Genomic DNA, 24,690 nt, shown 5'->3' with positions numbered 1-24,690 from the left:
CTATGGATCCAGCAACAGTGAATTCAGAAATAGTGACACCAGTTATAGCAAATCCACAGGCTGCAGTCCCTATGGCTACAGCGCCAAACCCAGCGCTGGCGGATCTGCAGGATATCATTCATCCCGATCCAATCGGCGCTTGGCCTTGGGCAATCGGTTATTGGTTGGTCCTCGCGCTAGTGATTGCTCTCATCACACTCTTAGTTATCTGGCTAAGAAAACGCGCCCGAGACTTCGCGCCGAAAAAAGCCGCGAAACAGTTGCTTAGTCAGCTTGATAGACAAGCGCCGTCCTATGTCTCTGACGTCAATAGCCTATTAAAGCGTACCGCCATGAGTTATCTCAGCAGAGATGCAATAGCCTCCTTTGATGGTGAAGCTTGGGCGACGTGGCTAGACAGCTATTTACCCGCGCCTAAACGCCAACGTATCGGCCACTTGTTGGCCAAACGTCACCAGCAAACGCCGTTGACCTTAGCTGAAGCCAATGAGTTACATGAACTCGCAAAAGCTTGGTTGGCATCGAAAGCAACACTGAGTGCGCCTGAGCAGAATCTTGTTCAAGCTAAGGGCTACGTTCAAGCTAGTGGCGACGCTCAAGCTAAAAGCCAAGCGCCAATCCAGCCAGCTGACACCAAACAACCGGAGGCACAATGTTAACCATTGCATGGCCTTGGCTATTGATATTACTGCCTTTACCTTTGATTTTTTGGCGCCAACAAACCGTACAAGTGGATGGTGGCCGGCTACAACTCCCCGGAATAAGCCAAACAGGCAAACAAAGCTTAGCGGCCAACACGCGCCAGAGTCGCAAACGCTACTGGCTGATGTGGTGCCTATTAGTGCTCGCTATTGCTCGTCCTCAATGGCTTGGCGAACCGTTCGAACTGCCGAGCCAAGGCCGCGATCTGATGATGGCGGTGGATTTATCCGGCAGCATGCAGATTGAAGACATGGTGGTAAATGGTAAAACCGTTGACCGTTTCACTTTAATTCAGCACGTCGTCAGTGACTTTATCGAGCGCCGCAAAGGCGACCGTATCGGTTTAATTCTCTTTGCCGATCACGCCTATTTGCAGGCGCCGCTCACCCAAGACAGACGTTCAGTGGCGCAATTTTTAAAAGAAGCACAAATCGGCTTAGTCGGTAAACAAACCGCCATAGGTGAAGCCATAGGGCTGGCGGTAAAACGTTTCGATAAAATGGACGAGAGTAACAGAGTGTTGATTTTATTGACCGACGGCTCTAACAACGCGGGCAATATTGAGCCGGAGCAAGCGGCGCAAATTGCCGCTAATCGTAAAGTCACTATTTATACTGTCGGTGTCGGTGCCGATGTGATGGAGCGCCGCACACTCTTTGGCCGCGAGCGGGTTAATCCCTCGATGGATCTGGATGAGAACCAACTTAAGCATATCGCCGAAGTCACCCACGGTCGTTATTTCCGCGCCCGCAACAGCCAAGAGCTCGACCAGATTTACCAAGAAATCGATAAACTCGAACCTGTGAGTCGCGATCAATTAAGCTATCGTCCGCAGGCAGATTTGTTCTATTGGCCACTGGCACTGGCGTTACTGACGAGCCTGTGGATTGCCTTAGGTCAATTACCATTCTTTGCAGCGCGCCGCGTTAAACCCTCTGTCGCAACCACTTCACAGGGGAACATTAAATAATGAGCCTACATTTTATTCGCCCAGAATGGCTACTCGCCCTAGTGCCACTGGCTTTAGTGTTGTTGAGTTTATGGCGACAACGCGAGAGCCACAGCGCGTGGAATAGGTATATTGCGCCGCACTTAGCCAAAATATTGGTCACCCAAGGCAGCAAGAAATCCCGCCGTCCGTTGCATTTATTAGCTTTCACTTGGCTGATGGCGACTTTTGCGCTCGCCGGACCTGCCGTGAATAAACAATCCTTACCTGTGTTTGCCGCCGAGCAAGGCCGCGTATTGGTGATGGACATGTCTGTGTCTATGTTCGCTACCGATCTGGCGCCGAACCGTTTAACCCAAGCTAAATTTAGGGCTACGGATCTGCTGCGTAATCTTAAAGAAGGTGAAACAGGTTTAGTCGCCTTTGCCGGCGATGCCTTTACTATCAGCCCGTTAACGCGCGATACCGGCACGCTACTCAATTTATTGCCGACCTTAAGCCCTGAAATCATGCCCGTTCGTGGCTCAAACTTAGCGGCAGGTTTAACCCAAGCTAAAACGCTACTGGCTCAGGGTGGGCATATTCGCGGTGATATTATCGTGATGACAGATGGCATAACTGCTGCCCAATTTGATGACGCTAACTCGGCATTAAGTGGCACGCAATATCGTCTTGCGGTCGTCGCTTTTGGGACCAGCCAAGGCGCGCCAATTCGTCTACCCGATGGACAATTGCAGCGCGACAGCAGCAACGAAGTCGTTGTGGCCAGCACTGACTTTGGCCTGCTGCAAAAACTGGCAGCGGATAATAAAGGCGTGTTAATCCAAAATCGCACCGACGGCAATGATCTGGCCCAATTACAACATTGGTTAAGTGATACGGGCGATGCCAAAGCCACAGATCTTGACGGTGAAACCTGGCAGGATCTTGGACCTTATCTCGCCCTGCTATTACTGCTTCCCGCCCTTTTCAGCTTTAGGCAAGGAATCGTGGCAAGCGTTGGATTTGCCACTCTCATTGGCGGCTTACTGTTCGCGGCCGCGCCTCAGCCTGCCCATGCCAGTGTGTGGGACAATGTGTGGAAAACGCCAGATCAGCAAGCGATGCAGGCCTATCAATCCCAAGATTATGCCAACGCCGCTAAGCAGTTTGAGTCACCCCAATGGCGTGGCAGCGCCCAATATAAGGCCGGTGATTATGAGCAAGCGCTGAAAACCTTCGAGCAAGATAGCTCAGCCCAAGGCCTCTACAATCAAGGCAATGCGCTAATGCAACTCGGTAAACCCGATAAGGCAAAGGAGCGCTATCAAGCTGCACTTGAAAAACAAGCCGATTTTCCTGCGGCAAAGGCCAACCTTGAACTGGCTGAAAAGCAATTGAAAGAGCAGCAAAAGCAGCAAGGTAAAAACGATCAACAGGATAAGAACCAAGATCAACAAGGCGATCAGCAGTCCGGTGATTCCAATTCAGGTGACCAACAATCTGGCGACCAACAATCCGGTAATCAGCAGTCGCAGGATAAACAACAATCTGACCAAGATAGCGCTCAGAAGAATAAGCAAGATCAAGCGGGACAAGAGTCTCAGGATCAACAGGACAATGCCAATCCTGAGCAAAGCCCTGAGCAGCAAAAAGCGGATGAGCAAGAGTCTGAGCAAGATAAGCAAAATGGCAATGCTCAGGACAAGCAAGATGAAGCTCAGCAAGATCAAGATAAAGCGCAACAGGATCAACAAGCCAAGCAACAAAATGCCGAGCAGGATGCAAAGGAAAATGAGCCGGTAGACAATTCACCTGTAGAAAATGAAGCTAAGATGCAAGCGCAGGCTAACGCCGATGCCGAGGCGCAAAAATCAGCGGAGCAAGCAAAGCAAAGCGTTGCCGCCAAAGAAGCTCCTGAGCAAAATGCGCAAGATAAACAAGAGGCTGCTATGAGTGAATCGGTCGAGGCACCGCCAACCAATAGCGAGCCACTGCCCGCAGAAATGCAACGAGCACTGAGGGGCGTGAGTGAAGACCCGCAAGTGTTACTGCGCAACAAGATGCAGTTGGAATATCAAAAACGCCGTCAAAATGGCCAAATATCAAAGGATAACGAACAGTGGTGACGAGACAATTTTTTATCCTGCTACTCCTTGCCATCGGAGTGGCCCATCCTGCCTTTGCACTTAGCAAAATTGAGGCATCGGTCGATCGTAATCCTGTGATGGAGGGTGAATACTTTGTGCTCAACATCAGTGTCGATGACGAAATCGATACTGGCAAGCTAGACACGTCCGCCCTGCTGAAAGACTTTATTGTTGGCCGCACCAGCGTGAGTCGCAGCACACAGATCATGAACTTCGATGCGGTCAAAGAGACTCGCTGGCAAGTGTTGCTCGCGCCAAAACAAAAAGGCCAGTTAACCATTCCAGCCTTTACTATTGATGGCATCAGCTCGGCGCCGATCCCACTCAAAGTGGTCGAAACGGGTAGCCAGCCCGCACAGATGAATAACCTATTCATCGATGCCAAAGTGTCAACTGACGAGGCCTATGTCGGGCAGCTCATTACCTACAAGGTAAAACTCTATCTGGCGGTAGAATTACAAAGGGGCGTATTGAGCGCACCAGTAATCGAAGGCGCGCAGATCAAACAAATCGGCGAAGATAAGGATGGATCTGAGATAGTCGATGGCCGCCGTTACCGCGTGATTGAACGCACCTATGGCATCATTCCGGACTTACCCGGCCAAGTGAACATCAAAGGCGCAACCTTTGCGGGCGATGTGCTCGTCGAATCCCAACGACGCGGCGGCATGTTTGGCTTTAATGAAAGCCGCCCCATGCAAGCGGGCGCGCCCTCACTCACAGTGCAAGTAAATCCTGCGCCGACAAGTTTCCAAGGCCAATGGCTGGTTGCCGATTTAGTGGTGCTAAAAGAAAACTTCCCTGAGGATATTAAAGAATTTACCGTCGGTAGCCCTATTACTCGCACTATGACTTTATTGGCTTCCAATGCCGATGAAAATAGCCTGCCAGATATAGTGCAAACCCTGCCTAATGAACTGAAGTCATACCCTGAAAAACCTCAGCGACAAACCTTTGTGCGCGATGCGCAAATTGTCTCCCAGTACAGTATTACGTCGGCAATCGTTCCCAGCAAAGCGGGAACATTTACCCTGCCCGAAGTCAAAGTGCCTTGGTGGAATCCGCACCTTAAACGTCAAGAAACCGCGACGCTACCCGCACGCACCATAGTGGTAACAGGCGGTGCAGTCACAGATGCACCCGCCCAAGCCTCTTGGCAAGCAAATTCAGCGGCCGACAACAATGACTCCTGGATGGTTAAGGTGTTTGCTGCGCTATGGCTGATCACTCTCGTCGCTTGGATCATCACTTTAATCGCTTGGCGCCGCGCTTTAAAAAACCAATCGGCCGCCCCGACAACAATTAACGCTTCAATGAGTTCAGCACAATCAGTAAATGTTGCGGGCTTACAAGGATTGGAGCAAGCCTGCGCCAGTGGCGATGTGAGCCGCATTATGTTGCAGTTACAGCGCTACTTCAGCGAGTTACAGCAAGCGCCTATGACACTCGATAAAATTGCCGAGCAGTCACCGCAACTCGCACAGGCGATACAGCAACTGCAAATTGCCGCCTATAGTGCGAAGGCCGATGCCAACAGCCATACTGACAGTGCAAATACTAACAAGCTGACCGCCGAGTGCGCCGCGTTGCTTAACGCGGTTAAAGCCTGTGATCATAAACATTCAAACCCAAAATCGGCGCCATTAAGCCCACTGAATCCTAAGTAAATTATGGGTTTAATGACAGAGAAGCGAGCTCAACTATGCTAAAAATTCAGCCAACAAGCCGAAAAAATGAAAATGTTTGCTAACTGGCGTAAGAAATCCGTCGAGCCCGCGGTCTCTTCTGACATGCTAAGTAAACAACGACGATACAACAGCCTAGTCAAGGCGCTACATGCAGACATCTTCCGCTACGCCTACTGGTTATGCGGCGATAAACACGTGGCTGAAGACATTACCCAAGAAACCTTCTTGCGGGCGTGGCGCTCTTTGGATTCCCTCAAGGATGATAAAGCGGCGAAGGCATGGCTGATCACGATTCTTAGGCGTGAAAATGCGCGGCGTTTCGAGCGTAAACAGTTCGATTATTCCGACGTTGAGCAAGATACCTTAGAAGACAATATCTCCAATAGCAGTGAAGAGCAGACCGAGCAATACCTGATCCGTCGGCAAATTGGCAAGCTGGATATCGAATACCGCGAGCCACTCTTACTGCAGCTGATTGGTGGTTTTAGTGGTGACGAAATCGCCGAGCTGATGGAGCTCAATCGCAACACCGTAATGACGCGTTTATTTCGGGCGAGGAGCCAATTGAAAGAATTACTTGAGAAGAATGATGTGAGAGGTCAATCCAATGGATGAGCTTAAATTTAGACGTCAAGCTTATGAAGATCCTCATAATCAAGATGCTGATTTTCTGGCGCAAATTACTGCTAAGCCAGAAAACCAAGCCTTAATCAATGAGCTCAAAAACCTTGATGCCAAACTAACAAATGCATTGAAAGTAGAGGTGGCGGACGATCTCGCCGATAAACTGATTTTGCGTCAGCAGTTACAACAACACCATAAACACCGCCGTCAGACGGGCTTTTTAGTGGCGATGGCGGCCTCGGTAGCATTTGTGGTGGGGATCAGTTTTAGTCTATTGCGTTTAGGGCCAATCGATTTAGCTGAACATGCACTGGCCCATGTCTACCATGAAGGTGTTGCTTTACAGGTGGATCAAAACGTCAACTTTAATCAGGTCAATGCGCAGCTCGCGTCGATGAAAGACTTTGGCAATGCTAAGTTCACCCAACAACCAGGCAAAGTGTATTACACCTCCTATTGTGATTTTCAAGGGGTGAAAAGCCTGCACTTAGTACTACAGGGCGAGCAAAGCAAGGTTACACTCTTTATCGTGCCACTCGAAAAACGTATGGTGCTAGACCAAACCTTCGCCGATGGCAAATACCAAGGAATGGGCTTTGAAACACCCGATGCGTTTATTTTGCTCATAGGTGAGGATCAAGCTGACCTTAGCTATGTGAAAGACGAAATCAAGAACACCTTTATCTAACCATATATTATATTTACCATTTTTAAATTAACCTCCGATATTTTCACTCTATCGGAGGTTAGATTTTAATCACACTTTTATCTGCTAATGGGCGATTGTTCAAACATCTGGTAGCATGCTTGCCACTTTTAATAATAAAAAGATGGGAAAAGGCAAGATGACGATTGAAACCCCGATTTTAATCACATTTGTTGGTTACTTAGTATTGATGATGGGCATAGGTTTTTGGGCTTACCGTGCTACCGATACTGTTGATGATTATATTTTAGGTGGCCGCAAAATGGGCCCCGCTGTGACCGCACTCAGTGTGGGTGCTTCTGATATGTCAGGTTGGCTGTTACTGGGTTTACCCGGCGCGGTCTACTTAGGCGGCTTAGGTGAAGCTTGGATTGGCATAGGATTAATTTTTGGGGCTTGGCTAAACTGGCTATTTGTCGCCAGACGACTGCGTATTTACACTCAACTCGCCGATAACGCCCTCACCTTACCGGATTTCTTCGAGAAACGTTTCCACGATACCCAGGGCTATCTCAAGCTCGTCTCCGCAATCACTATTTTAGTGTTTTTCACTTTCTATGCTTCCTCAGGCATGGTCGGTGGCGCGATTCTGTTTGAAAAAGTTTTTGGCCTCGATTACACAGTGGCGCTGGTGATTGGCTCAGCCATCATAGTCGGTTACACCTTTATTGGCGGCTTCTTTGCCGTGTGTTGGACAGACTTTTTCCAAGGCTGTTTGATGCTTGTCGCCCTCTTAATCGTCCCCTTTGCCGTTTTCTCTCACCCTGAAAGCCACGCCGGAATTGAAACTATCGATCCTGCGATGTTGGCCTTGGTCAGCGACAAAACCACAGTGATAGGCATGTTGTCTTTACTCGCATGGGGTCTTGGCTATTTTGGTCAGCCGCATATTTTGTCGCGCTTTATGGCGATAGGCAGTGCCGATGCCCTGCCCTTATCGCGCCGTATTGCCATGAGCTGGATGGTCTTATCTTTAATTGGCGCTTTAGCCACAGGTATTGCCGGTTCTCTGTATTTCGCTAACGCCCCACTAGCGAATTCAGAAACGGTATTTATTCATTTAGCCCAAGCCGCGTTTAACCCTTGGATTGGTGGTCTACTTATTGCGGCCATTTTGTCGGCCATCATGAGCACTATAGATTCACAGTTACTGGTGTGCTCAAGTGTTATCACTGAAGATTTTTACCGTAAATGGTTACGCCCACAAGCGGATGACCGCGAGTTGATGATGGTCGGTCGCATGGGCGTGCTGGCGATTGCCGTGATCGCAGGCATCATTGCCCTTAATCCTGAAAGCAGTGTATTAAGCCTTGTGAGTTATGCTTGGGCAGGCTTTGGTGCGGCCTTTGGTCCTGTCGTCTTATTATCGCTATTTTGGAAGCAATACAGCCGTAATGGCGCCATTGCTACTATTATTGTCGGCGCATTAACGGTCGTGATTTGGAAGCAACTGACGGGGGGGATTTTCGAACTATACGAAATCCTGCCAGGATTTGTGTTCGCCACATTTGCCGGTATTTTGGTGAGCAAATTGTCTGCACCAAGTGAAAATGTAACAACAGAGTTCGAACAATTTAAGTCTGCACTCTAGTTTAGACACGCTTATATAACTTAAAAAGCGCACATTTGTGCGCTTTTTACATTTTGTATCCTTTTAAATACTCAACACACAATTACAAACCGTTAACGTCAATTGAAACCTATCGTTAAACCCAAAGCCCTTCATATCAAGCATCTGGCCAGACCATTCAAGCGTACTAAAGTTCAACCTCTGTTTTAAAGGTTTTTAATTAACTGAAAATTAACAATTTTCACATCTGGTCGGACTTGTTGAGGTTAGGTTCAGTCCATAAGATGCCGAAGACTAATAAATGGATTTAAAGACTTTCGGCTGACTAGGACCGAATAAAAATCCAATACTTATAAAAAATAGAGAGAATTATAATGAAAACATTCAACAAGACACTCATTGCCGTTTCTGTCGCATTAGCAAGTACTCAAACCTTAGCTTCAGGTTTTCAACTCAACAGTCAATCAGCCACAGGTATGGGCCGTGCATTTGCTGGTGATGCGGTTATTGCCGATAACGCTTCTGTGTTATCACGTAACCCTGCTGCTATGGCATTATTCGATAAAGATGCGATCTCATTCGGCTTAACTTATGCCGATATTACTGTTGATGTTAAAGACGTTAACTTTGCCGGTGGTGCCGTTGACTTAGGCAGCATCGATGATGCGGGTAGCTCTAAAATTATCCCTAATATTTTCTACATCCACCCAATCGACGATAAGTTCGCCGTGGGCTTTGCTGCGTTTTCTAACTTTGGTACCGGTACCGATGCCAGCTCACTTTCAAAGAGTTTACCTGCAAACTCACCAGCACCTTATGATTTACTCGGCGAAACAGAAGTCACAACGGTTAACTTTAACGCCAGCCTTTCATACCGTATTAATGAAATGTTCAGTATCGGTGCGGGTGTGGATGCCATCTACGGTGAAGGTCGTTTAACCCGTAACATGGGCACTACGCCTTTGGTTGACGTCGACGCTGACGGCTGGGCCTTCGGTGGTATAGTGGGTGCCACTATTGAGCTAGATAAAGATAACCGTTTCGGTATCAGCTATCGTTTCAGCCCAACAGTGAATGTTAAAGGTGATATCAACACGATCAGCACTAAAGATTTATCTGCCGTTGGTTTAGGTTCAAAAACAGCCCTAGCGACCAGCTTTGACAGCTTAGACGTACCACTAGCCGATATTTTCCAAGTTGCAGGTTTCCATCAGCTCACTACTAAGTTTGCAGTGCACTATACAGCGCAGTACACCCAGTGGGGCAACTTTGATCAAATCACCGCTAAAGATGGCGTCGCCACTATTATTCCAGGTCAAGCGGGTGCGGGTACTCAACTGCAAGCTGGCGACGTTGCCCTGAAAGAATACCAATGGAAAGATTCATGGTTATTCAGCCTAGGTGGTACTTATACTATCAACGAACAATTCACCGTTCGTGCAGGTTATATGCATGACCAAGGTGTTGTGGACGAAATTAGCTCAATTTCATTCCCAGACTCTGACCGTAACTGGTATACAGCGGGTATGAGCTACCACATCAACCCACAAAACACCGTTGACTTTGGTATCGCTTATATTAAAGGTGAAAAAGTTCACTTGATCGAAAACAGCGCAATCGCTGGTCCTGTGAATGCAATTACTGAATCAAGCGGTATGTACTACTCAGTTCAATACAGCTACCAGTTCTAAGCTAAACGCTTAATCCTAAAAGCCGCATTTTTTGCGGCTTTTTTGTATCTTAAGCATTTATTGCCTAAAGTTAATTCATACTCCTATACACGCAGCTACGGCTATGGCTAAAGTCATTGGACTCGGTGGAATTTTCTTTAAAAGTGTAGATCCCGTTACCTTGGCAACTTGGTATAAAACCCATCTTCAGGTCCCCATTGAAAACTGGGGCGGCGCCGCGTTTTATCACACAGATAAAGCGACACTCGGCTACCATGTTTGGACGCCCTTCGCCCATAGCACGGACTATTTTGAGCCTTCAGATAAGAGCTTTATGTTCAATTTTATCGTTGATGATCTGGCCCAAGCGCTCATGCAGGTCGAACAAGGAGGCGGTCAGCTCGTGGGTGACATTGAAGATTCAGAGTTTGGCCGCTTTGGCTGGTTTATCGATCCCGACGGCAATAAAGTCGAATTATGGCAGCCAAGTGTTATTCCTCCGGAAAAATAGCCCGTCTCAATAAAGCGATATCAAGCTGATATCGCCAACTTGTCTTCCTCAAATCTTAAGCGGCATCTATCCCGAATAAACCCAGTGCATGACTTAGGTTTATTGGGTATCGTAGGCTGAGTTTATCTAATCAAGAGATTCTTTTTATGGAAAAAAATAACATCCTTCCTGCCCTGCTGCTGGGCGGTTTCCTTTGTGCTGGGCTTGTGTATGTTGGTCAGACAGCGAGCACAGCGTTATTGCAGATGAAAGCTATGGAACGCACAGTGACAGTCAAGGGCTTAGCGGAAAAAGAAGTCAAAGCCAATGTAGCGATTTGGCCAATCAATTTCACTGAGGTCGATAATAATCTGCCTAAACTCTACGAGACGGTTCAGCAAAAAACCGACCGCGTCGTGGCGTTTTTAAAGGAACAAGGCTTTAGCGATAGCGAAATTACGATTTCATTACCTTCAATTGAAGATCGCCAAGCCCAAGGTTATGTCGATCCCAACGTCAGATACCGTTACTCGGCAAAGGTAAATTTGTCGGTTTATACCCCGCAAATTGATTTAATGCTCAATACTCGTAAGCAGATGATTAGCTTAGTGAAGGAAGGCATAGCGATCGCCAGCCAAGAGTATGATAATCGCACCGAATTCCTGTTTACCGATCTCAATTCAGTCAAACCTGTGATGGTGCAAGAAGCCACTCAAAATGCCCGTGAAGTGGCGGAAAAATTTGCTAAGGATTCAGATTCTCGCCTCGGAAAAATTAAAACCGCCAGTCAAGGCCAGTTTACTATTTCGGATCGCGATAACAGCACGCCTTACATTAAACAAATTCGCATTGTGTCCACACTCACCTACTATTTAAATGACTAAATCTTAGGCTTAGTCGGAACTCACTGAAACGATGGGAATAAGGCACTTATGGGCCTTATTCCTAAATTAGGAAAATACACTATATTAAATTTTTCTAATAAATATTGATTGCCTATTGAAAACAACTACATTAGAATTTACTCATGAATTACATCTGGGATGATATGAATTATGACGTCAATTTCTCGCGTTCTTTTCTTACTGCTGGCGCTTGCCAGTACTCAAGTTCAGGCTGCCTCAGTCGAAACCATCGAAGTCTTAACTAAACCCTACGCCAATTGGGTCACCTTAGATGCCACCATAGAAGCAGTAAAAGCGGCGACTGTGTCAGCGCAAACCTCTGGTCGTATCGTCAAACTCAACTACGATGTTAACGATGTTGTCCCCGAAGGAGCCGCCCTACTAGAGATCACCAGTAAAGAACAAGGCGCTGAACTCGCAAGCTTTGAGGCCGACTTAGCCAAAGCCAGAGCCTTGAATGTTGAAGCACAGGCGCAATACAAACGTTATAAAGAGTTATTCCCTCAAGGCGCGATTTCTAAGGGCGCGATGGATGAAGCCACCGCCAATGCTAAGGCCACAGAACAAGCCGTAACCGCAGCGCAAGCCCGCGTCATCAAAGCCAGCGAATCCTTAAAATACACTGTGGTATCAGCGCCTTTTAGTGGTGTAGTCACAGAGCGTTTTGTCGAACTGGGCGAAACCGTGAGCCCAGGACAAGCACTACTTTCAGGGTTTTCCGCGAGTCAAATGCGCGCCATTACCCAAGTGCCGCAGCGTTATATCAATCAGCTGAAAAACGCCCCCGAATTCCTCGTCCGTTTAAGTGATGGCCGCGAGTTAACCTCAAAGGATCTCACTATTTTTAGTTTTGCCGATCCCGTCAGCCACAGCTATCAAGTACGCATTAATCTGCCTGAAAATGAAGCTAATCTTCAACCCGGCACGTGGGCAAAAGCTTCCTTTAAAAATGGCGAGCGAGAAAAAATCCAACTGCCCACCTCAGCGCTACTGACAATGAACGAACTGAGCAGCGTTTACCTTAAAAAGGGCGAAGAATTTGTACTCACCCAAGTCCGTGTCGCTAGTCCCTTAGATGGCGAGGTCGAAGTGCTGGCGGGCCTGAAGTCGGGCGACAAGGTTGCCGTTGATGCCTACCAAGTGTTGCTCAACAAAAAGCAATAAATTCCCTAGCGACTTAAGCTTTGTCGAGGTTGTTTTATGAAACATGCTCCAGTACCACAGACCACACTTGGGATTTCCGGTCGAATTGCCGCCGCCTTCCAAAATAGCGCCATCACGCCGCTATTAGCGCTTCTCGGACTCTTACTTGGCTTATTTGCTATTTTGGTGACGCCAAAGGAAGAAGAGCCGCAAATTGATGTCACCTTTGCCGACGTGTTTATTCCTTTTCCCGGCGCGACACCTACGGAAGTTGAAAACTTAGTCACCTTGCCTGCGGAACAAGTGATCTCCGAAATCAAAGGCATAGATACCCTGTATTCGTTCTCCCAACCCGATGGCGCACTGATTATCGTCATCTTTAAGGTAGGCGTCGCGCGCAATGATGCCATCGTCAGCCTGTACAACCAGATTTATTCCAACATGGATAAATTGCCAAGGGGCGCAGGCGTGGGCGATCCGCTGATCAAACCGCGCGGTATCGATGATGTGCCCATTGTCAGTTTGACCTTGTGGTCAAAGGACAGACAAGTCTCTGCCGAGCAACTGACCCATGTCGCCCTTGGATTAGAAACCGAAATTAAGCGCATTCCCGGTACCCGCGAAATCTATACCGTTGGCCAGCACGACATGGTGGCCAACATACGTATCGATCCCGCCAAGATGAACAGCTTTAATCTGACCTACGACAAATTAAGACAAAGCCTGAATGACAATAATATGGTCTCTATGCCCGCATCCTTAGTGCAAGGTAATCAAGAGATTAAAGTTCAGGCGGGGCAATTTTTACAATCCATAGACGATCTCAAGCAACTAGTTGTCAGTGTCTATCAAGATAAACAAGGCAAGCATATTCCGATTTATTTGGCGGATATTGCCGAAATCAGCTTGAAGAGTGACATCCCTAAACAGAGCGTTTGGCACGCAGATAAAACCGATATTTATCCCGCCGTCACCATCGCGATTGGTAAACAAGCGGGCCAAAATGCCGTCGATATCGCCAACAGTGTCATTGAGCGGATTGCTAAGGTCGACAATGTGTTGATCCCCGCGAATGTCGAAGTCACAGTGTCGCGTAACTATGGCGAAACCGCGGCGGATAAATCTAACACCCTTATTTTAAAACTGATTTTCGCCACCAGCGCCGTAGTCGTATTGGTCTTTTTAACCATGGGTGCCCGCGAATCCTTAGTCGTAGGTGTGGCCATTATTGTCACGCTGGCGATCACCCTTTTCGCCTCTTGGGCATGGGGATTTACCTTAAACCGCGTGTCCTTGTTCGCCTTGATTTTCTCCATCGGCATCTTGGTCGACGATGCCATAGTCGTGGTAGAAAACATCCACCGGCATATGGCGCTCGGCAAAAAGTCATTTAGTGAGCTTATCCCTGTGGCGGTCGATGAAGTCGGTGGCCCGACGATTCTGGCGACGTTCACTGTTATCGCGGCACTGCTGCCGATGGCTTTTGTATCGGGCTTAATGGGGCCTTACATGAGTCCGATCCCTATCAACGCCAGTATGGGCATGTTGATTTCTCTAGTGGTTGCCTTTGTCGTCACCCCTTGGCTCAGTCGTAAACTGCTGAAACACAATGACAAGCACGATAGCGCCCAAGCCTCACACGAGGATGAAGCCGAAACTAAAATGGTGCGTCTCTTCACCCACTTAATTGGTCCTTTCCTGCTGGGGAAAAATGCCCGTAAGGCAAGAGTGGGACTGGCTGCCGGCGTATTTGTGTTGATCGGTATCGCCGTCGCGCTCCCCGTGGGTCAGCTTGTAGTGCTAAAAATGCTGCCCTTCGATAACAAGTCCGAGTTTCAAGTGATGGTAGACATGCCAGAAGGCACTCCCGTAGAGCAAACCCAGAGAGTGCTACAGGATTTGAGTCGCTATCTGACGACTGTCCCTGAAGTCGAGCATCTGCAGTTGTATGCGGGCACTAACGCACCAATGAACTTTAACGGCTTAGTGCGTCACTACTTCCTGCGTCACAGCCAAGAGCTTGGCGACATTCAAGTAAACCTAGTGGATAAAAAACACCGCAAACGCGACAGCCACAGCATAGCGGTATCGGTGCGAGACGAACTGCAGCAAATTGGCGAGCAATATCAAGCCAATATCAAAGTAGTTGAAGTGCCACCTGGACCGCCAGTATGGTCGCCGCTGGTTGCCGAAGTATATGGCCCAAGCCCCGCAATCCGCGAGCAAGCCGCTTACGAGATGCAGGCGCTGTTCCATGAAACCAAAGATGTGGTCGATATCGATATTTTCTTGCCCGCCGCCCAGCAAAAATGGCAGGTGATGATCGACCGCAGTAAAGCCAGCTTGATGGCCGTGCCCTACAGCAATATTGTCGACTTGATTGCCACCTCCGTTGGCGGCAAAGACGTGAGTTATTTACATCAAGCCCAGCAAAAACAACCGATACCGATCCGCCTGCAATTAAACGAAGGTGCGAAAGTCGATTTAGAGCAAGTGCTGAATATAAAGTTACTGAGCCAAACGGGGCAATCTGTGCCTGTGTCTGAGCTAGTTACCATCAAACGCGGCAAAATCGATGCACCGATTATCCATAAGAATATGATCCCTATGATCATGGTCGTCGCCGATATGTCGGGGCCACTGGACAGCCCGCTCTACGGCATGTTTGACATGGCGGGCAAAATTGATGGCGCCGATGGCTTAGGGTTTGATCAGCATTATATTCACCAACCCACAGGGCTAGACTCGGTCGCCGTGCTCTGGGATGGCGAGTGGAAAATCACCTACGAAACCTTTAGAGACATGGGCATCGCCTATGCGGTCGGCATGATCGCCATTTATCTCTTGGTAGTGGCGCAGTTTAGATCGTATCTCGTGCCGCTCATCATCATGGCGCCAATCCCATTAACTGTGATTGGTGTAATGCCAGGCCATGCCCTGCTCGGAGCGCAATTCACCGCGACGTCCATGATAGGCATGATAGCGCTGGCGGGGATTATTGTGCGTAACTCGATATTATTAGTCGATTTTATCAATCAAGAAACCGCATCCGGCGTGCCCTTTGAGCGGGCAGTGATCCACTCGGGTGCCGTGCGAGCCAAACCCATTATGCTCACCGCATTAGCGGCCATGATTGGGGCGCTGTTTATCCTTGATGATCCGATTTTCAATGGCTTAGCGATCAGTCTGATCTTTGGTATTTTTATCTCGACCATACTGACCTTAGTTGTCATCCCAGTGCTGTACTACACAGCAATGAAAAACCGCATGAATACTGTTCAGACACAAACACAAAACTAACCACAACAAAGGCCATCACCAAGATGGCCTCAAGGAGTAAGGTATGTCATTAGAACGCAGCATTATGGCTTTTGCCGGATTTATGGTGTTACTGTCACTGGTGTTAACCGCCTATGTGCACCACAACTTTCTGTGGCTAACCGCATTTGTTGGCGCTAACCTGTTCCAAAGTGCTTTTACTGGTTTTTGCCCTGCCGCCATGGTTTTACGCAAATTGGGTGTAAAATCAGAGGCTGAAATTGCCAAGCAAAGCTAAGCCACACAAAGTCACTACTTAATAGTTAAGAGTTAAGAGTTAAGATTTAGGTGAGTAAGTACCCGCTTGGCTAATACAAGTGTGCCAAAAAAGTCGTCAAGGAGAGATAAAGTGACCCACAACCTAGTAACCTGGGGCCAAAGCCTAATGCGCTTAGCCCTGTTAAGCCTGCAGTCGCTGGTACTCATGCCACTGCTACTAATGCCCATGATGGCCAGCGCCGCCAACCAAGATCCTGTAATCGCATGGGATAAAATTGCCGCAGGTGCTATGGTGCTCGATGTCAGAACGCCTGAAGAATTTGCCGAAGGTCATCTAGCCAATGCGGTAAATATTCCCTTTGAGCAAGTGGCAGAGGAATTTGCTAAGCGCGGCATCGCCAAAGATGCCCCTGTTGTCTTGTATTGCCGCAGTGGCCGCCGTAGCAGTATCGCAACCGAAGCCTTAGTGGCTGCAGGATATACTCAAACCTATAATGGTGGCGGTTATTCCACCTTAATTGAGGCGCAAAAAACGCCCGCTAAGTAATTCACCGCCATCGACTAGGCTCTAGTGCGCTAGTTCGGGGAAGCAAGTGTAAATCACTTAAGCACTGTAACCTTATTATAGTCATTCAAGGTTTACCCCCTAAAAGCGCCCTAAGGCGCTTTTTTATTGTCTAAGTGAATAAGCTTACTTTAAGCAATAGCCTATCAATCAATATTGCTTTATATAAAAAGCTTTTTATCCACCCCAACATTAGACTTCTAAGATGGCGGGCGAATGGCGAGATATTGAAGTATCTTATTAGCGTAAATCGATTCAGATAAAAATTAGTAATCGTTTTCGCTGCTACACAAGTAACATCAATGAGCTGATGTATGGCAAAAAATTAACTATCTAACATGTTCAAAACGTAGATGACCTTCATTAACGCCAGTCTCACTAAAACCATTGGAAATCAAAGCCCTTTTTGATGCTTCATTTTCCGCTGAAGTATGAGCAATAATGTTCTTTGTTTTCTCAAAAGAGTAAGCATGGGAAACGAGTGTATTAACAATTTCAGTAGCATAGCCACGACGCTGCCACTCAGGTAGCACTGAATAACCAATTTCAACCATCCCATGACTATCTGGAGGTCCAAAATAACCACCAGAGCCAACTAGCGTTCTTTCTCCTGAAACAGGATTAATATCAATTGCATACCAGCCATACCAACCTTTTGCTGCTTCACCGCCATTTTCATAGCAAGCAAGGAAAAACGCCATTGCATCACAATCATATTCGCCACAAGGCCAAGCATTTGAAACAATTGCATTTAATTTTTCAGCAAGTAACTGTGGTGTTTCAAGCTCTATATGAAGATGATCAGCTGAAGAAGATATCAATACGATCCGCTTAGATGTTATATTTTTTATAATTTTTATTGACTCCAATTTAGGATTTATAGTGCACAGCCTTAAATTCGTGCACTCACTCGCTTAAAAAATGCCGCAAGAAAAAACTTAACCTCATGAATTAATTTAACTTACCACCCATCTAATAGACACGCTATTAGGCAAAATGCTTATATGTCAAGTTTTGTGAAAATGCTAAAAATTCGAGCTTATGTATACAGATTATTAGAAGTAAAGCGCCACACTAATGGGCGTTATAATTATTTAAATGAATATATTTTTTAGACTGTTCTAACGATGAAAAATAAATAAGATTATTTAAAATTTTTAATTAAAAGTTATCGACATAATTAGCCTCACAAACATAATTGAAGCATGTTCGAGTTCGCAGTTGTAGCTCATATCCTGTAACGCTATTTTGGATAATGTACACTCAGCATTTACCGTTATCAGCCACATCGCATGCTTTCACTTCTCGTTTTGCCGCTCACATTCCCCTTCAAAAAACACCTCAACAAATTAGCGTGAATGGCTTAGTCGTCGTCAATGAATTGGCAACCGCCACTCCCTTGACAGGGTTTTGCAACAATTTCGCATAATCAATCACTTGAGAAAATCTTATTATTATCCTTAAACTTTAAAGTTAAATTTAGTTATTTGTAATCACAAAAAAATATATGTATAAATTTCAATACCATGGAAACCAACAAATCAATATAAAGTACTCATATTGACCGTAAATTCGCATTCACTTATTCATATTTACCACATAAAAAAACAAAAATTTGAATAAAATTTGGTTACAACTCGTTACATGTTGAATTTATATTCACATTAACTGCTTATAAAATTTAGATTTTTACAATCAGCCATACCATTAACAATTGATTTACAAATACTTTGGTCGCAGATAGATTCACTAACCGAGTAGCATCTGAGTCGTAGTTATTCTTATGAAACATAAAATAATAATGATTAACACTAAATTGACCATGGAAGAAGAACATGACAATCAACAGAACCACTAAAATAGCGTTAAGTCTTTCAAGCTTAGCTATTGCGATCTCAGCCGGTGTACAAGCAGCACCACAAGCCCCAGGTTTTGCCGCAGCATTACAAGCACAAACCTCTCCACTGCCAAAGCGTTACATAGTGAAATTTAAAAACGCCGATGCAGCGGCCATTATGTCGGCCAGCAATGTGCAATCAATGAGTGATCAACAATCAAGTGACGCGACAACTGATGCGCTGCCAAGCACGATGAATTATCAGCCACAAATGGCGGAAATCAGTGCCCAGCACACTGCATTGAATAAAGTACAAGCGAAGGAAATGAAGCGTATCGGCCGCAGTAACAGTTACTCGGTCAAACTCGATGCAAACGGCATCAATGCGTTAAAAAAGCGCGCCGATGTGGAATATGTTGAAGAGGATATGCCGCGTCACTTACTGAGTGAAAGCACGCCTTGGGGTCAAACCTTTGTGGGGGCGACTCAGTTAAGCGATAGCCAAGCAGGCAATCGTACTATTTGTATTATCGATTCTGGCTACGATCGTAGTCACAGCGATTTAAGTGGCAATAATGTCACGGGCACCAATAACTCAGGCACAGGCAACTGGTTCGAGCCAGGTAACAACAACGCCCACGGTACTCACGTTGCGGGCACGATTGCGGCAATTGCCAACAACGACGGCGTGATCGGCGTAATGCCAAATCAAAATGCCAATATTCATGTCGTAAAAGTGTTTAACGAATCTGGCTGGGGTTACTCTTCATCTTTAGTGGCCGCAGTAGATACTTGTGTTGCCAACGGCGCTAACGTTGTCACTATGAGTTTAGGTGGTGCGGGTTCGAGCACCACTGAGCGTAATGCTCTGGCTGCCCATTATAATAATGGTGTTCTCTTGATTGCCGCTGCAGGTAACGATGGCAATAGTGCTCACAGCTATCCAGCATCCTACGATGGCGTGATGTCAGTCGCCTCAGTGGATAATCATAAAGACCACTCTGCATTTTCCCAATACACCAACCAAGTTGAAATATCTGGCCCAGGTGAAGCGATTCTGTCGACGGTTACCCGTGGCGAAGGCCGTTTAGCCGATATTACTATCGGTGGTCAGTCTTACTTTGATTCAGGTGTAGTGCCTCATAATCGCCTCATTTCATCGGGCGGTAACTATGTGCCAGCACCATACAATGGTACAGCGACAGCTACGCTTGCCGAATGTAGCGTCAGCGGAACTAGCTTCAACTGCGGCAACATGACCAATAAGATTTGTTTAGTGGAACGTGTTGGCAATCAAGGCACAAGTTACCCTGAAATAAATGCGGCTAAAGCCTGTAAAAATGCCGGTGCCAGTGCGGCGATTGTTTACAGTAACGCGGCATTACCTGGCTTACAAAACCCCTTCCTTGTCGATGCAAACAGTGAAATCAATATGGTTTCCGTATCAGTGGATCGCGCAACAGGTTTAGCACTGCGTAACCAACTGGGTGCGACAGCAACAGTCAGCAACCAAGGCAATAAAGATTACGAGTACTACAACGGTACTTCGATGGCGACGCCACATGTGTCAGGTGTTGCAACCTTAGTGTGGAGCTATCACCCTGAGTGTAGTGCGGCGCAGGTTCGTAACGCATTGAAAATGACCGCCGAAGATCTTGGTACTGCGGGCCGTGATAACTACTATGGCTATGGTTTAGTCAACGCTGTTGCCGCGAAAACCTTCTTAGATGCCTCTTGTACTGGCCCAACGGGTCCGGTTGATCCAACTCCAACCGATGGCGTGTTAGTTAACGGTGTGGCTAAAACGGGCTTAGGCGGCGCAGCGAGTGAAGAACTGCACTTCTCCTTTGACGTACCACAAGGCGCAACTAACTTAGGCTTTGTGATGAACGGTGGAACAGGTGATGCGGACTTGTATGTGCAATATGGTGCAGCGCCGACTACAGCTAACTATGATTGCCGTCCGTATAAAAGTGGCAATAGCGAGTCTTGCCCAATCACCAACATCCAATCAGGCACTTACTACGCCATGCTGAAAGGCTACTCTGCCTTCACTGGTGTGTCATTAACAGCAAGCTACACAGCATCTAGCGGTGGAACGCCACCGACTACGCCAGCAAGCTATAGCAACACTGATAACTACAACATCCCTGATAACAAAGCTGCAGGGATCACTAGCCCAATCACAGTCACTCGCACTGGTGATTCAGGCACTGTGACTGCGGTAGTGAACATAGTCCACCCTTACATTGGTGACTTAAAAGTGCAGTTGATCAGCCCTTCTGGTAAAACCATCACTCTGCATAGCAACACAGGTTCAGGTGCTGCCAATATCAACAAGAGCTATACCGCTGATATGACGGGTGCGAATTCGAACGGCGTATGGAAGTTGAAAGCCGTAGACAGTGGCCGTGGTGATGTGGGTTATATCGATAGCTGGGAACTGAGCTTCCAATAAATCCAAATCGATACGCTTACTGAGAAATGAAAGTAATAAATGAAAAGAGCCTGCTATCGCAGGCTCTTTTTTTACAAGACATGTTATGCAATATCTTTGAGGATTTCAGGTTCGATCAACACGCTGGTTTCATTATCCGATAACCAAATTTGGCCTTCACTAATCGAAACTTGCAATGCCATATTACGCCCAACAAAGGCTTCCATTGCCGTGACTGACTCTTCGGCAATATTCCACACTTTTAAATTCTGATAACGCTCTAACGCCTGCTGATTCTGTTTCCACCAAATGGGTACACTGCGGCCACCATAGGTAAATAACTGCACGACTTTGGCGCGGCCACTGGCCTTTCGCAGCCATTTCTCATCGGCCTGACCAAACTCAACCCACAGATCAATTTCGCCTGATAGGGTTTTGTCCCACAGCTCTGGCTCATCATCGACGCACAAACCTTTACTAAAACTTAAGGTTTCGCTGGCATTCACAATAAACGCCAGTAAACGCACCATCATGCGGCCATCGGTTTCGGAAGGATGCTGGGCAAGCGTCAATTGATGATCTTGGTAATAATTCCGATCCATATCGGCTATCTGTAAATTGACCTTAAACACGGTCGCTTTGAGGGCCATAGTCATCCTAAATGCAGAGTGAAATCCTGAAACAGCGAAATTCTAAAATAAGGCTGCCGAGTCTACCTGAGACTCGGCATTAGCTCAAACGAACAATAGGATACGCCCATCAAATCGAACAGAAAGTGCAATCTGACAGAAAGCAGAATCGATAAGAAATTAAATCGCGCCGGGTCGTAAATGCTTAGCCATCAGGAAATGCGCTTTCAACTGACTGATTTTTTGTGTATCGGCCACCAGCAACATGCGTGTGCCCTGTTCGTATTGCAGGCTCAATTCACTGAGTGCGGGTAACTCGCCCCGATTGGCGTCTCGACGGACTAATTCTGCCAATTCGTCGCTCAAATCGCCTTGGCTATAGATCCAATCGAGGCGCTGCAACAACGGCATGGCGGCGAGTGGCAGTAAGTCCACAGAGGTTGCATCATCCAGCAAAAGGATTTCGCCGCGGCTGACTAAATGATTAAATGCATTATGGTAATGCTCGGCGGTACGACTATCGAAACGGTCGCCGTTGGTATCGAAAAAACGCTCCCAAAATAAGCGGCGTTTCGAGGTTGAATCGAGCTTGTCTTGCACTTCGACGCGTCTATCGGCGACAAAGTCGAACAAAGGCTTGAGTGATTGCGGTAGGCTGGATTCTAAGCGCGAGCGAATCGTGCGTGCAAATACCGGTGCCGCGCCCGCCGTGCTGATCGCCACCACTAAACGGCCCCTATCGACAATCGAAGGGGTGATAAAACGGCAAAATGCCGGATTATCAACGGCATTAACCCAAATACCGCGCGCGGTGGCTAGAGTCGCCAACTCGGCATTAAGACTATCGTTTGCCGTGGCTAAATACACCAGATCATAATTTTGAATATCGGCGTGGACCACTTCACGATGGGATAGCAGAATACGGCCCGTATCGGCATAACGCTGCACTTCAGGATTCACTTCAGGGGCTATCACGTGAATACTGGCTTCGGTACGTGTCAGCAGGGCCAGCTTACGGCTCGCCACATCACCCGCCCCCACCAGCAAGACATTTAAGTTAACCGTATCGACAAACAAGGGGAAATATTGCATTAGATGAGATCCTGAACGCTTAATCCTGCACGACTGGCAGTTGACGCTGTACCCAGCCTTTATAGCCACCAATCAATGAGGCAACGCGGGTGTAACCCATGAGTTGCAGATTATGGGCCGCCAAGGCTGAGCGCGCACCACCTGCGCAGTAGAGTAATATGGGGGTATGTTTATCGGGGAAACGTGCTTCGATATCACGCTCTAAAATACCCCGACTTAAATGTTTTGCTTGGGGTAAATGATCCTGCAGCCACTCGCGATCCTCACGCACATCCACAAGATGCCAGCTGTCATCGGCCTGATAGGCTTCAATGGTCACTTCGGTGATGTTAGGCAGAATTGCGTCAACAAGGGCGGAAAAAGCACTGGGATGCGGCATCACTGACTCCTAGATAAGATATTGAATGACATGATGAATGTCAGCTTATCAGCAAAGTGTAATCTTCTCATCCAGTAGACGCAATCTTTCAGCCACAGCACAAAGCAAAGGTGATTGCCTATCCAAGGCTAGTTGTGGCTTTCGCTGCGCTCAGAGCTGCATTGCCAGCACAACTCAAAACTGCCTTCATTGGTTTCATGGCATTGCACACATTGCCATTGTGGGCTTTCAACATCTAACGCATTCAGTTGCACTTGCGCCGACGCATGTTGGGACTCGCCCACCCACAACTCGACATTGTGCATTCCAGTCGGAAGCTCACCAATCCCGCCTAATAGCGCTTCACCTCTGAGCTCAACATGAATACCGCAGGCTGCCAATAAGCCTTTCCATGTGTGGGCTTGCAATAAATTACCACCAGCAACTAACACTTTACGTTCTTCCATGCGACATCCTACGGCTACAACTCTCTGGAATATGGGTTGCCGACATCCTACTGCTAAATAGCCGAGCCTGTCGAGCGCTGATTTTTACATCAGTTGTTAATTTAATTAACATCCCACTTTTACAGCATAACTGACTATAACTTTGTGAGTTTGCTAGCAGAATGTCAGATCTATCTCAAAATCGAGCTAAAAAAAAGCCACCTCGTCGGTGGCTTTTTAACTCGAATGTAACCTTTAAGGCATCATAGGAGGTTGGTCTGCGCCTTCTTTCTCAATCTCAACTGGCATCATGTGTTCACGATTGATACCCAGTTTAATGGCCAAGAAACTCGCCACATAGATAGAAGAATACGTACCCACAAAAATACCCATCAGCAATGCAGTCGCAAAGCCATGGATCATAGTGCCGCCCTTAAGGAACAAGGCCACGACCACCACTAAGGTTGTACCTGTGGTGATGATTGTACGGCTCATGGTTTGAGTAATTGAAGTATTCACCACTTCTTCAGGGTCGCTTTTACGCATCTTAAGGAAGTTTTCACGGATACGGTCAAATACCACGATAGTATCGTTGAGTGAGTAACCCACAACCGTCAGTAGACCCGCCAGTACGGTCAAGTCAAATTCCAATTGGAATACCGAAAACACGCCTAAAGTCACGATCACGTCGTGCGCCAGTGCCGCAACGGAACCAAACGCTAAGCGCCATTCAAAACGGAATGACACATAGATCATGATACAGATAAGCGCGACTAATACCGCTAAAGCGCCTTGCTCAGCCAGTTCTTTACCCACTTGTGGGCCAACGAACTCAACACGCTTCTGCTGAACTTGTGGATCAACTTTCTGCGCAGCTTCCATGACAGACTTAACTTGCACGTCACTCTTAACGCCTTCTTTCACCTGTAAACGTACTAATACGTCACGGCTAGAACCGAAGTTTTGCACAATGGCGCCTTCAGAATCAGGCGTCGTCAGTTGCACCCGCAGAGCGTTTAAATCGACCGGATTAGTGAACTCCATTTCAACGACGGTACCGCCAGTGAAATCAAGCCCCCAGTTAATACCATTGGTCGCGAGCGAAACCAGCGAGCCCAGCACCAATACAGCCGACATAATACTGATAGGCAGTGCATGACGGAGGAAGTTTACCGTATGTTTTAAAGATAAAATTTCAAGCATTGTCACTTCC

21 protein-coding genes are annotated in these 24,690 nt (G+C 47.2%); 15 read left to right on the top strand and 6 right to left on the bottom strand.

Features of this window, described 5'->3' with window-relative positions; all coding sequences use genetic code 11:
* The first annotated feature begins 2 nt into the window (after positions 1 to 2).
* The 14 genes from Q4Q57_RS10070 to Q4Q57_RS10005 all read left to right on the top strand — a co-directional run bounded on the left by Q4Q57_RS10070 (position 3) and on the right by Q4Q57_RS10005 (position 16,660).
* Entirely contained in the window at positions 3 to 659 is a 657-nt protein-coding gene (locus Q4Q57_RS10070; protein WP_268650512.1) for a DUF4381 domain-containing protein, read from the top strand.
* Positions 653 to 1,672 carry a VWA domain-containing protein gene (locus tag Q4Q57_RS10065; RefSeq protein WP_311890736.1) on the top strand — a complete coding sequence of 340 codons (1,020 nt, stop codon included), beginning with the start codon at positions 653 to 655 and terminating at the stop codon, positions 1,670 to 1,672. Before Q4Q57_RS10070 ends, Q4Q57_RS10065 begins: the two co-directional genes overlap by 7 nt.
* Positions 1,672 to 3,759 carry a VWA domain-containing protein gene (locus tag Q4Q57_RS10060; RefSeq protein ID WP_311890735.1) on the top strand — a complete coding sequence of 696 codons (2,088 nt, stop codon included), beginning with the start codon at positions 1,672 to 1,674 and terminating at the stop codon, positions 3,757 to 3,759. The genes Q4Q57_RS10065 and Q4Q57_RS10060 overlap by 1 nt, the downstream gene beginning before the upstream one ends.
* Positions 3,753 to 5,447, top strand: coding sequence for a BatD family protein (locus tag Q4Q57_RS10055; RefSeq protein ID WP_311890734.1), 1,695 nt, complete (start codon positions 3,753 to 3,755; stop codon positions 5,445 to 5,447). The genes Q4Q57_RS10060 and Q4Q57_RS10055 overlap by 7 nt, the downstream gene beginning before the upstream one ends.
* Before the next feature lie 72 nt (positions 5,448 to 5,519).
* Positions 5,520 to 6,083: a sigma-70 family RNA polymerase sigma factor gene (locus Q4Q57_RS10050; protein ID WP_006085483.1), complete on the top strand. Its 564-nt coding sequence runs from the start codon at positions 5,520 to 5,522 to the stop codon at positions 6,081 to 6,083.
* A complete protein-coding gene (locus tag Q4Q57_RS10045; RefSeq protein ID WP_283628301.1) occupies positions 6,076 to 6,780 on the top strand; it encodes a DUF3379 domain-containing protein in 705 nt (234 codons plus the stop codon). The genes Q4Q57_RS10050 and Q4Q57_RS10045 overlap by 8 nt, the downstream gene beginning before the upstream one ends.
* Positions 6,781 to 6,937: 157 nt before the next feature.
* Positions 6,938 to 8,389: a sodium/proline symporter PutP gene (putP, locus tag Q4Q57_RS10040; protein ID WP_011847196.1), complete on the top strand. Its 1,452-nt coding sequence runs from the start codon at positions 6,938 to 6,940 to the stop codon at positions 8,387 to 8,389.
* 353 nt (positions 8,390 to 8,742) lie between these two features.
* Positions 8,743 to 10,059 (top strand): OmpP1/FadL family transporter, encoded by a 1,317-nt coding sequence (locus Q4Q57_RS10035; RefSeq protein ID WP_115334292.1) that lies wholly within the window; start codon positions 8,743 to 8,745, stop codon positions 10,057 to 10,059.
* Between the two features lie 103 nt (positions 10,060 to 10,162).
* Complete coding sequence (locus tag Q4Q57_RS10030) at positions 10,163 to 10,549, top strand: VOC family protein (RefSeq protein ID WP_259528180.1); 387 nt, start codon at positions 10,163 to 10,165, stop codon at positions 10,547 to 10,549.
* 146 nt (positions 10,550 to 10,695) lie between these two features.
* A complete protein-coding gene (locus Q4Q57_RS10025) occupies positions 10,696 to 11,412 on the top strand; it encodes an SIMPL domain-containing protein (protein WP_006082262.1) in 717 nt (238 codons plus the stop codon).
* A 171-nt stretch (positions 11,413 to 11,583) separates the two neighbouring features.
* Positions 11,584 to 12,597 carry an efflux RND transporter periplasmic adaptor subunit gene (locus tag Q4Q57_RS10020; RefSeq protein WP_115334290.1) on the top strand — a complete coding sequence of 338 codons (1,014 nt, stop codon included), beginning with the start codon at positions 11,584 to 11,586 and terminating at the stop codon, positions 12,595 to 12,597.
* Positions 12,598 to 12,633: 36 nt separating this feature from the next.
* Positions 12,634 to 15,876, top strand: a complete 3,243-nt coding sequence (locus tag Q4Q57_RS10015; RefSeq protein WP_311890733.1) for an efflux RND transporter permease subunit — start codon at positions 12,634 to 12,636, stop codon at positions 15,874 to 15,876.
* 43 nt (positions 15,877 to 15,919) lie between these two features.
* Positions 15,920 to 16,132, top strand: a complete 213-nt coding sequence (locus tag Q4Q57_RS10010) for a DUF2892 domain-containing protein (protein ID WP_006082265.1) — start codon at positions 15,920 to 15,922, stop codon at positions 16,130 to 16,132.
* A gap of 111 nt (positions 16,133 to 16,243) precedes the next feature.
* Positions 16,244 to 16,660, top strand: coding sequence for a rhodanese-like domain-containing protein (locus Q4Q57_RS10005; RefSeq protein WP_311890732.1), 417 nt, complete (start codon positions 16,244 to 16,246; stop codon positions 16,658 to 16,660).
* 347 nt (positions 16,661 to 17,007) lie between these two features.
* Here Q4Q57_RS10005 and Q4Q57_RS10000 read toward each other — a convergent pair whose 3' ends face one another.
* Positions 17,008 to 17,499 carry a GNAT family N-acetyltransferase gene (locus Q4Q57_RS10000; RefSeq protein WP_259590511.1) on the bottom strand — a complete coding sequence of 164 codons (492 nt, stop codon included), beginning with the start codon at positions 17,497 to 17,499 and terminating at the stop codon, positions 17,008 to 17,010.
* A gap of 1,014 nt (positions 17,500 to 18,513) precedes the next feature.
* On the opposite strand from Q4Q57_RS10000, the gene Q4Q57_RS09995 reads away from it, so the two are divergent.
* Positions 18,514 to 20,973 (top strand): S8 family serine peptidase, encoded by a 2,460-nt coding sequence (locus tag Q4Q57_RS09995; RefSeq protein ID WP_311890731.1) that lies wholly within the window; start codon positions 18,514 to 18,516, stop codon positions 20,971 to 20,973.
* Between the two features lie 83 nt (positions 20,974 to 21,056).
* Here Q4Q57_RS09995 and Q4Q57_RS09990 read toward each other — a convergent pair whose 3' ends face one another.
* From Q4Q57_RS09990 to secF, 5 genes are all read right to left on the bottom strand, one after another.
* On the bottom strand, positions 21,057 to 21,602 hold the full coding sequence (locus tag Q4Q57_RS09990) for a YaeQ family protein (protein ID WP_311890730.1): 546 nt from the start codon (positions 21,600 to 21,602) through the stop codon (positions 21,057 to 21,059).
* A 159-nt stretch (positions 21,603 to 21,761) separates the two neighbouring features.
* Positions 21,762 to 22,673 (bottom strand): bifunctional precorrin-2 dehydrogenase/sirohydrochlorin ferrochelatase, encoded by a 912-nt coding sequence (locus Q4Q57_RS09985; RefSeq protein WP_311890729.1) that lies wholly within the window; start codon positions 22,671 to 22,673, stop codon positions 21,762 to 21,764.
* 19 nt (positions 22,674 to 22,692) lie between these two features.
* Complete coding sequence (locus Q4Q57_RS09980) at positions 22,693 to 23,052, bottom strand: rhodanese-like domain-containing protein (RefSeq protein WP_006082272.1); 360 nt, start codon at positions 23,050 to 23,052, stop codon at positions 22,693 to 22,695.
* 128 nt (positions 23,053 to 23,180) lie between these two features.
* Complete coding sequence (locus tag Q4Q57_RS09975; protein ID WP_311890728.1) at positions 23,181 to 23,498, bottom strand: putative signal transducing protein; 318 nt, start codon at positions 23,496 to 23,498, stop codon at positions 23,181 to 23,183.
* Between the two features lie 234 nt (positions 23,499 to 23,732).
* Positions 23,733 to 24,680 carry a protein translocase subunit SecF gene (secF, locus tag Q4Q57_RS09970; RefSeq protein ID WP_006082274.1) on the bottom strand — a complete coding sequence of 316 codons (948 nt, stop codon included), beginning with the start codon at positions 24,678 to 24,680 and terminating at the stop codon, positions 23,733 to 23,735.
* Between the last annotated feature and the right edge of the window lie 10 nt (positions 24,681 to 24,690).

The sequence above is a fragment of the Shewanella sp. SP2S2-6 genome (genome assembly GCF_031931965.1).
GTDB classification, from domain to species: domain Bacteria; phylum Pseudomonadota; class Gammaproteobacteria; order Enterobacterales; family Shewanellaceae; genus Shewanella; species Shewanella baltica.
Note: the sequence above shows the minus strand (reverse complement) of the source record. Positions and strands in the feature narration are given on the sequence as shown.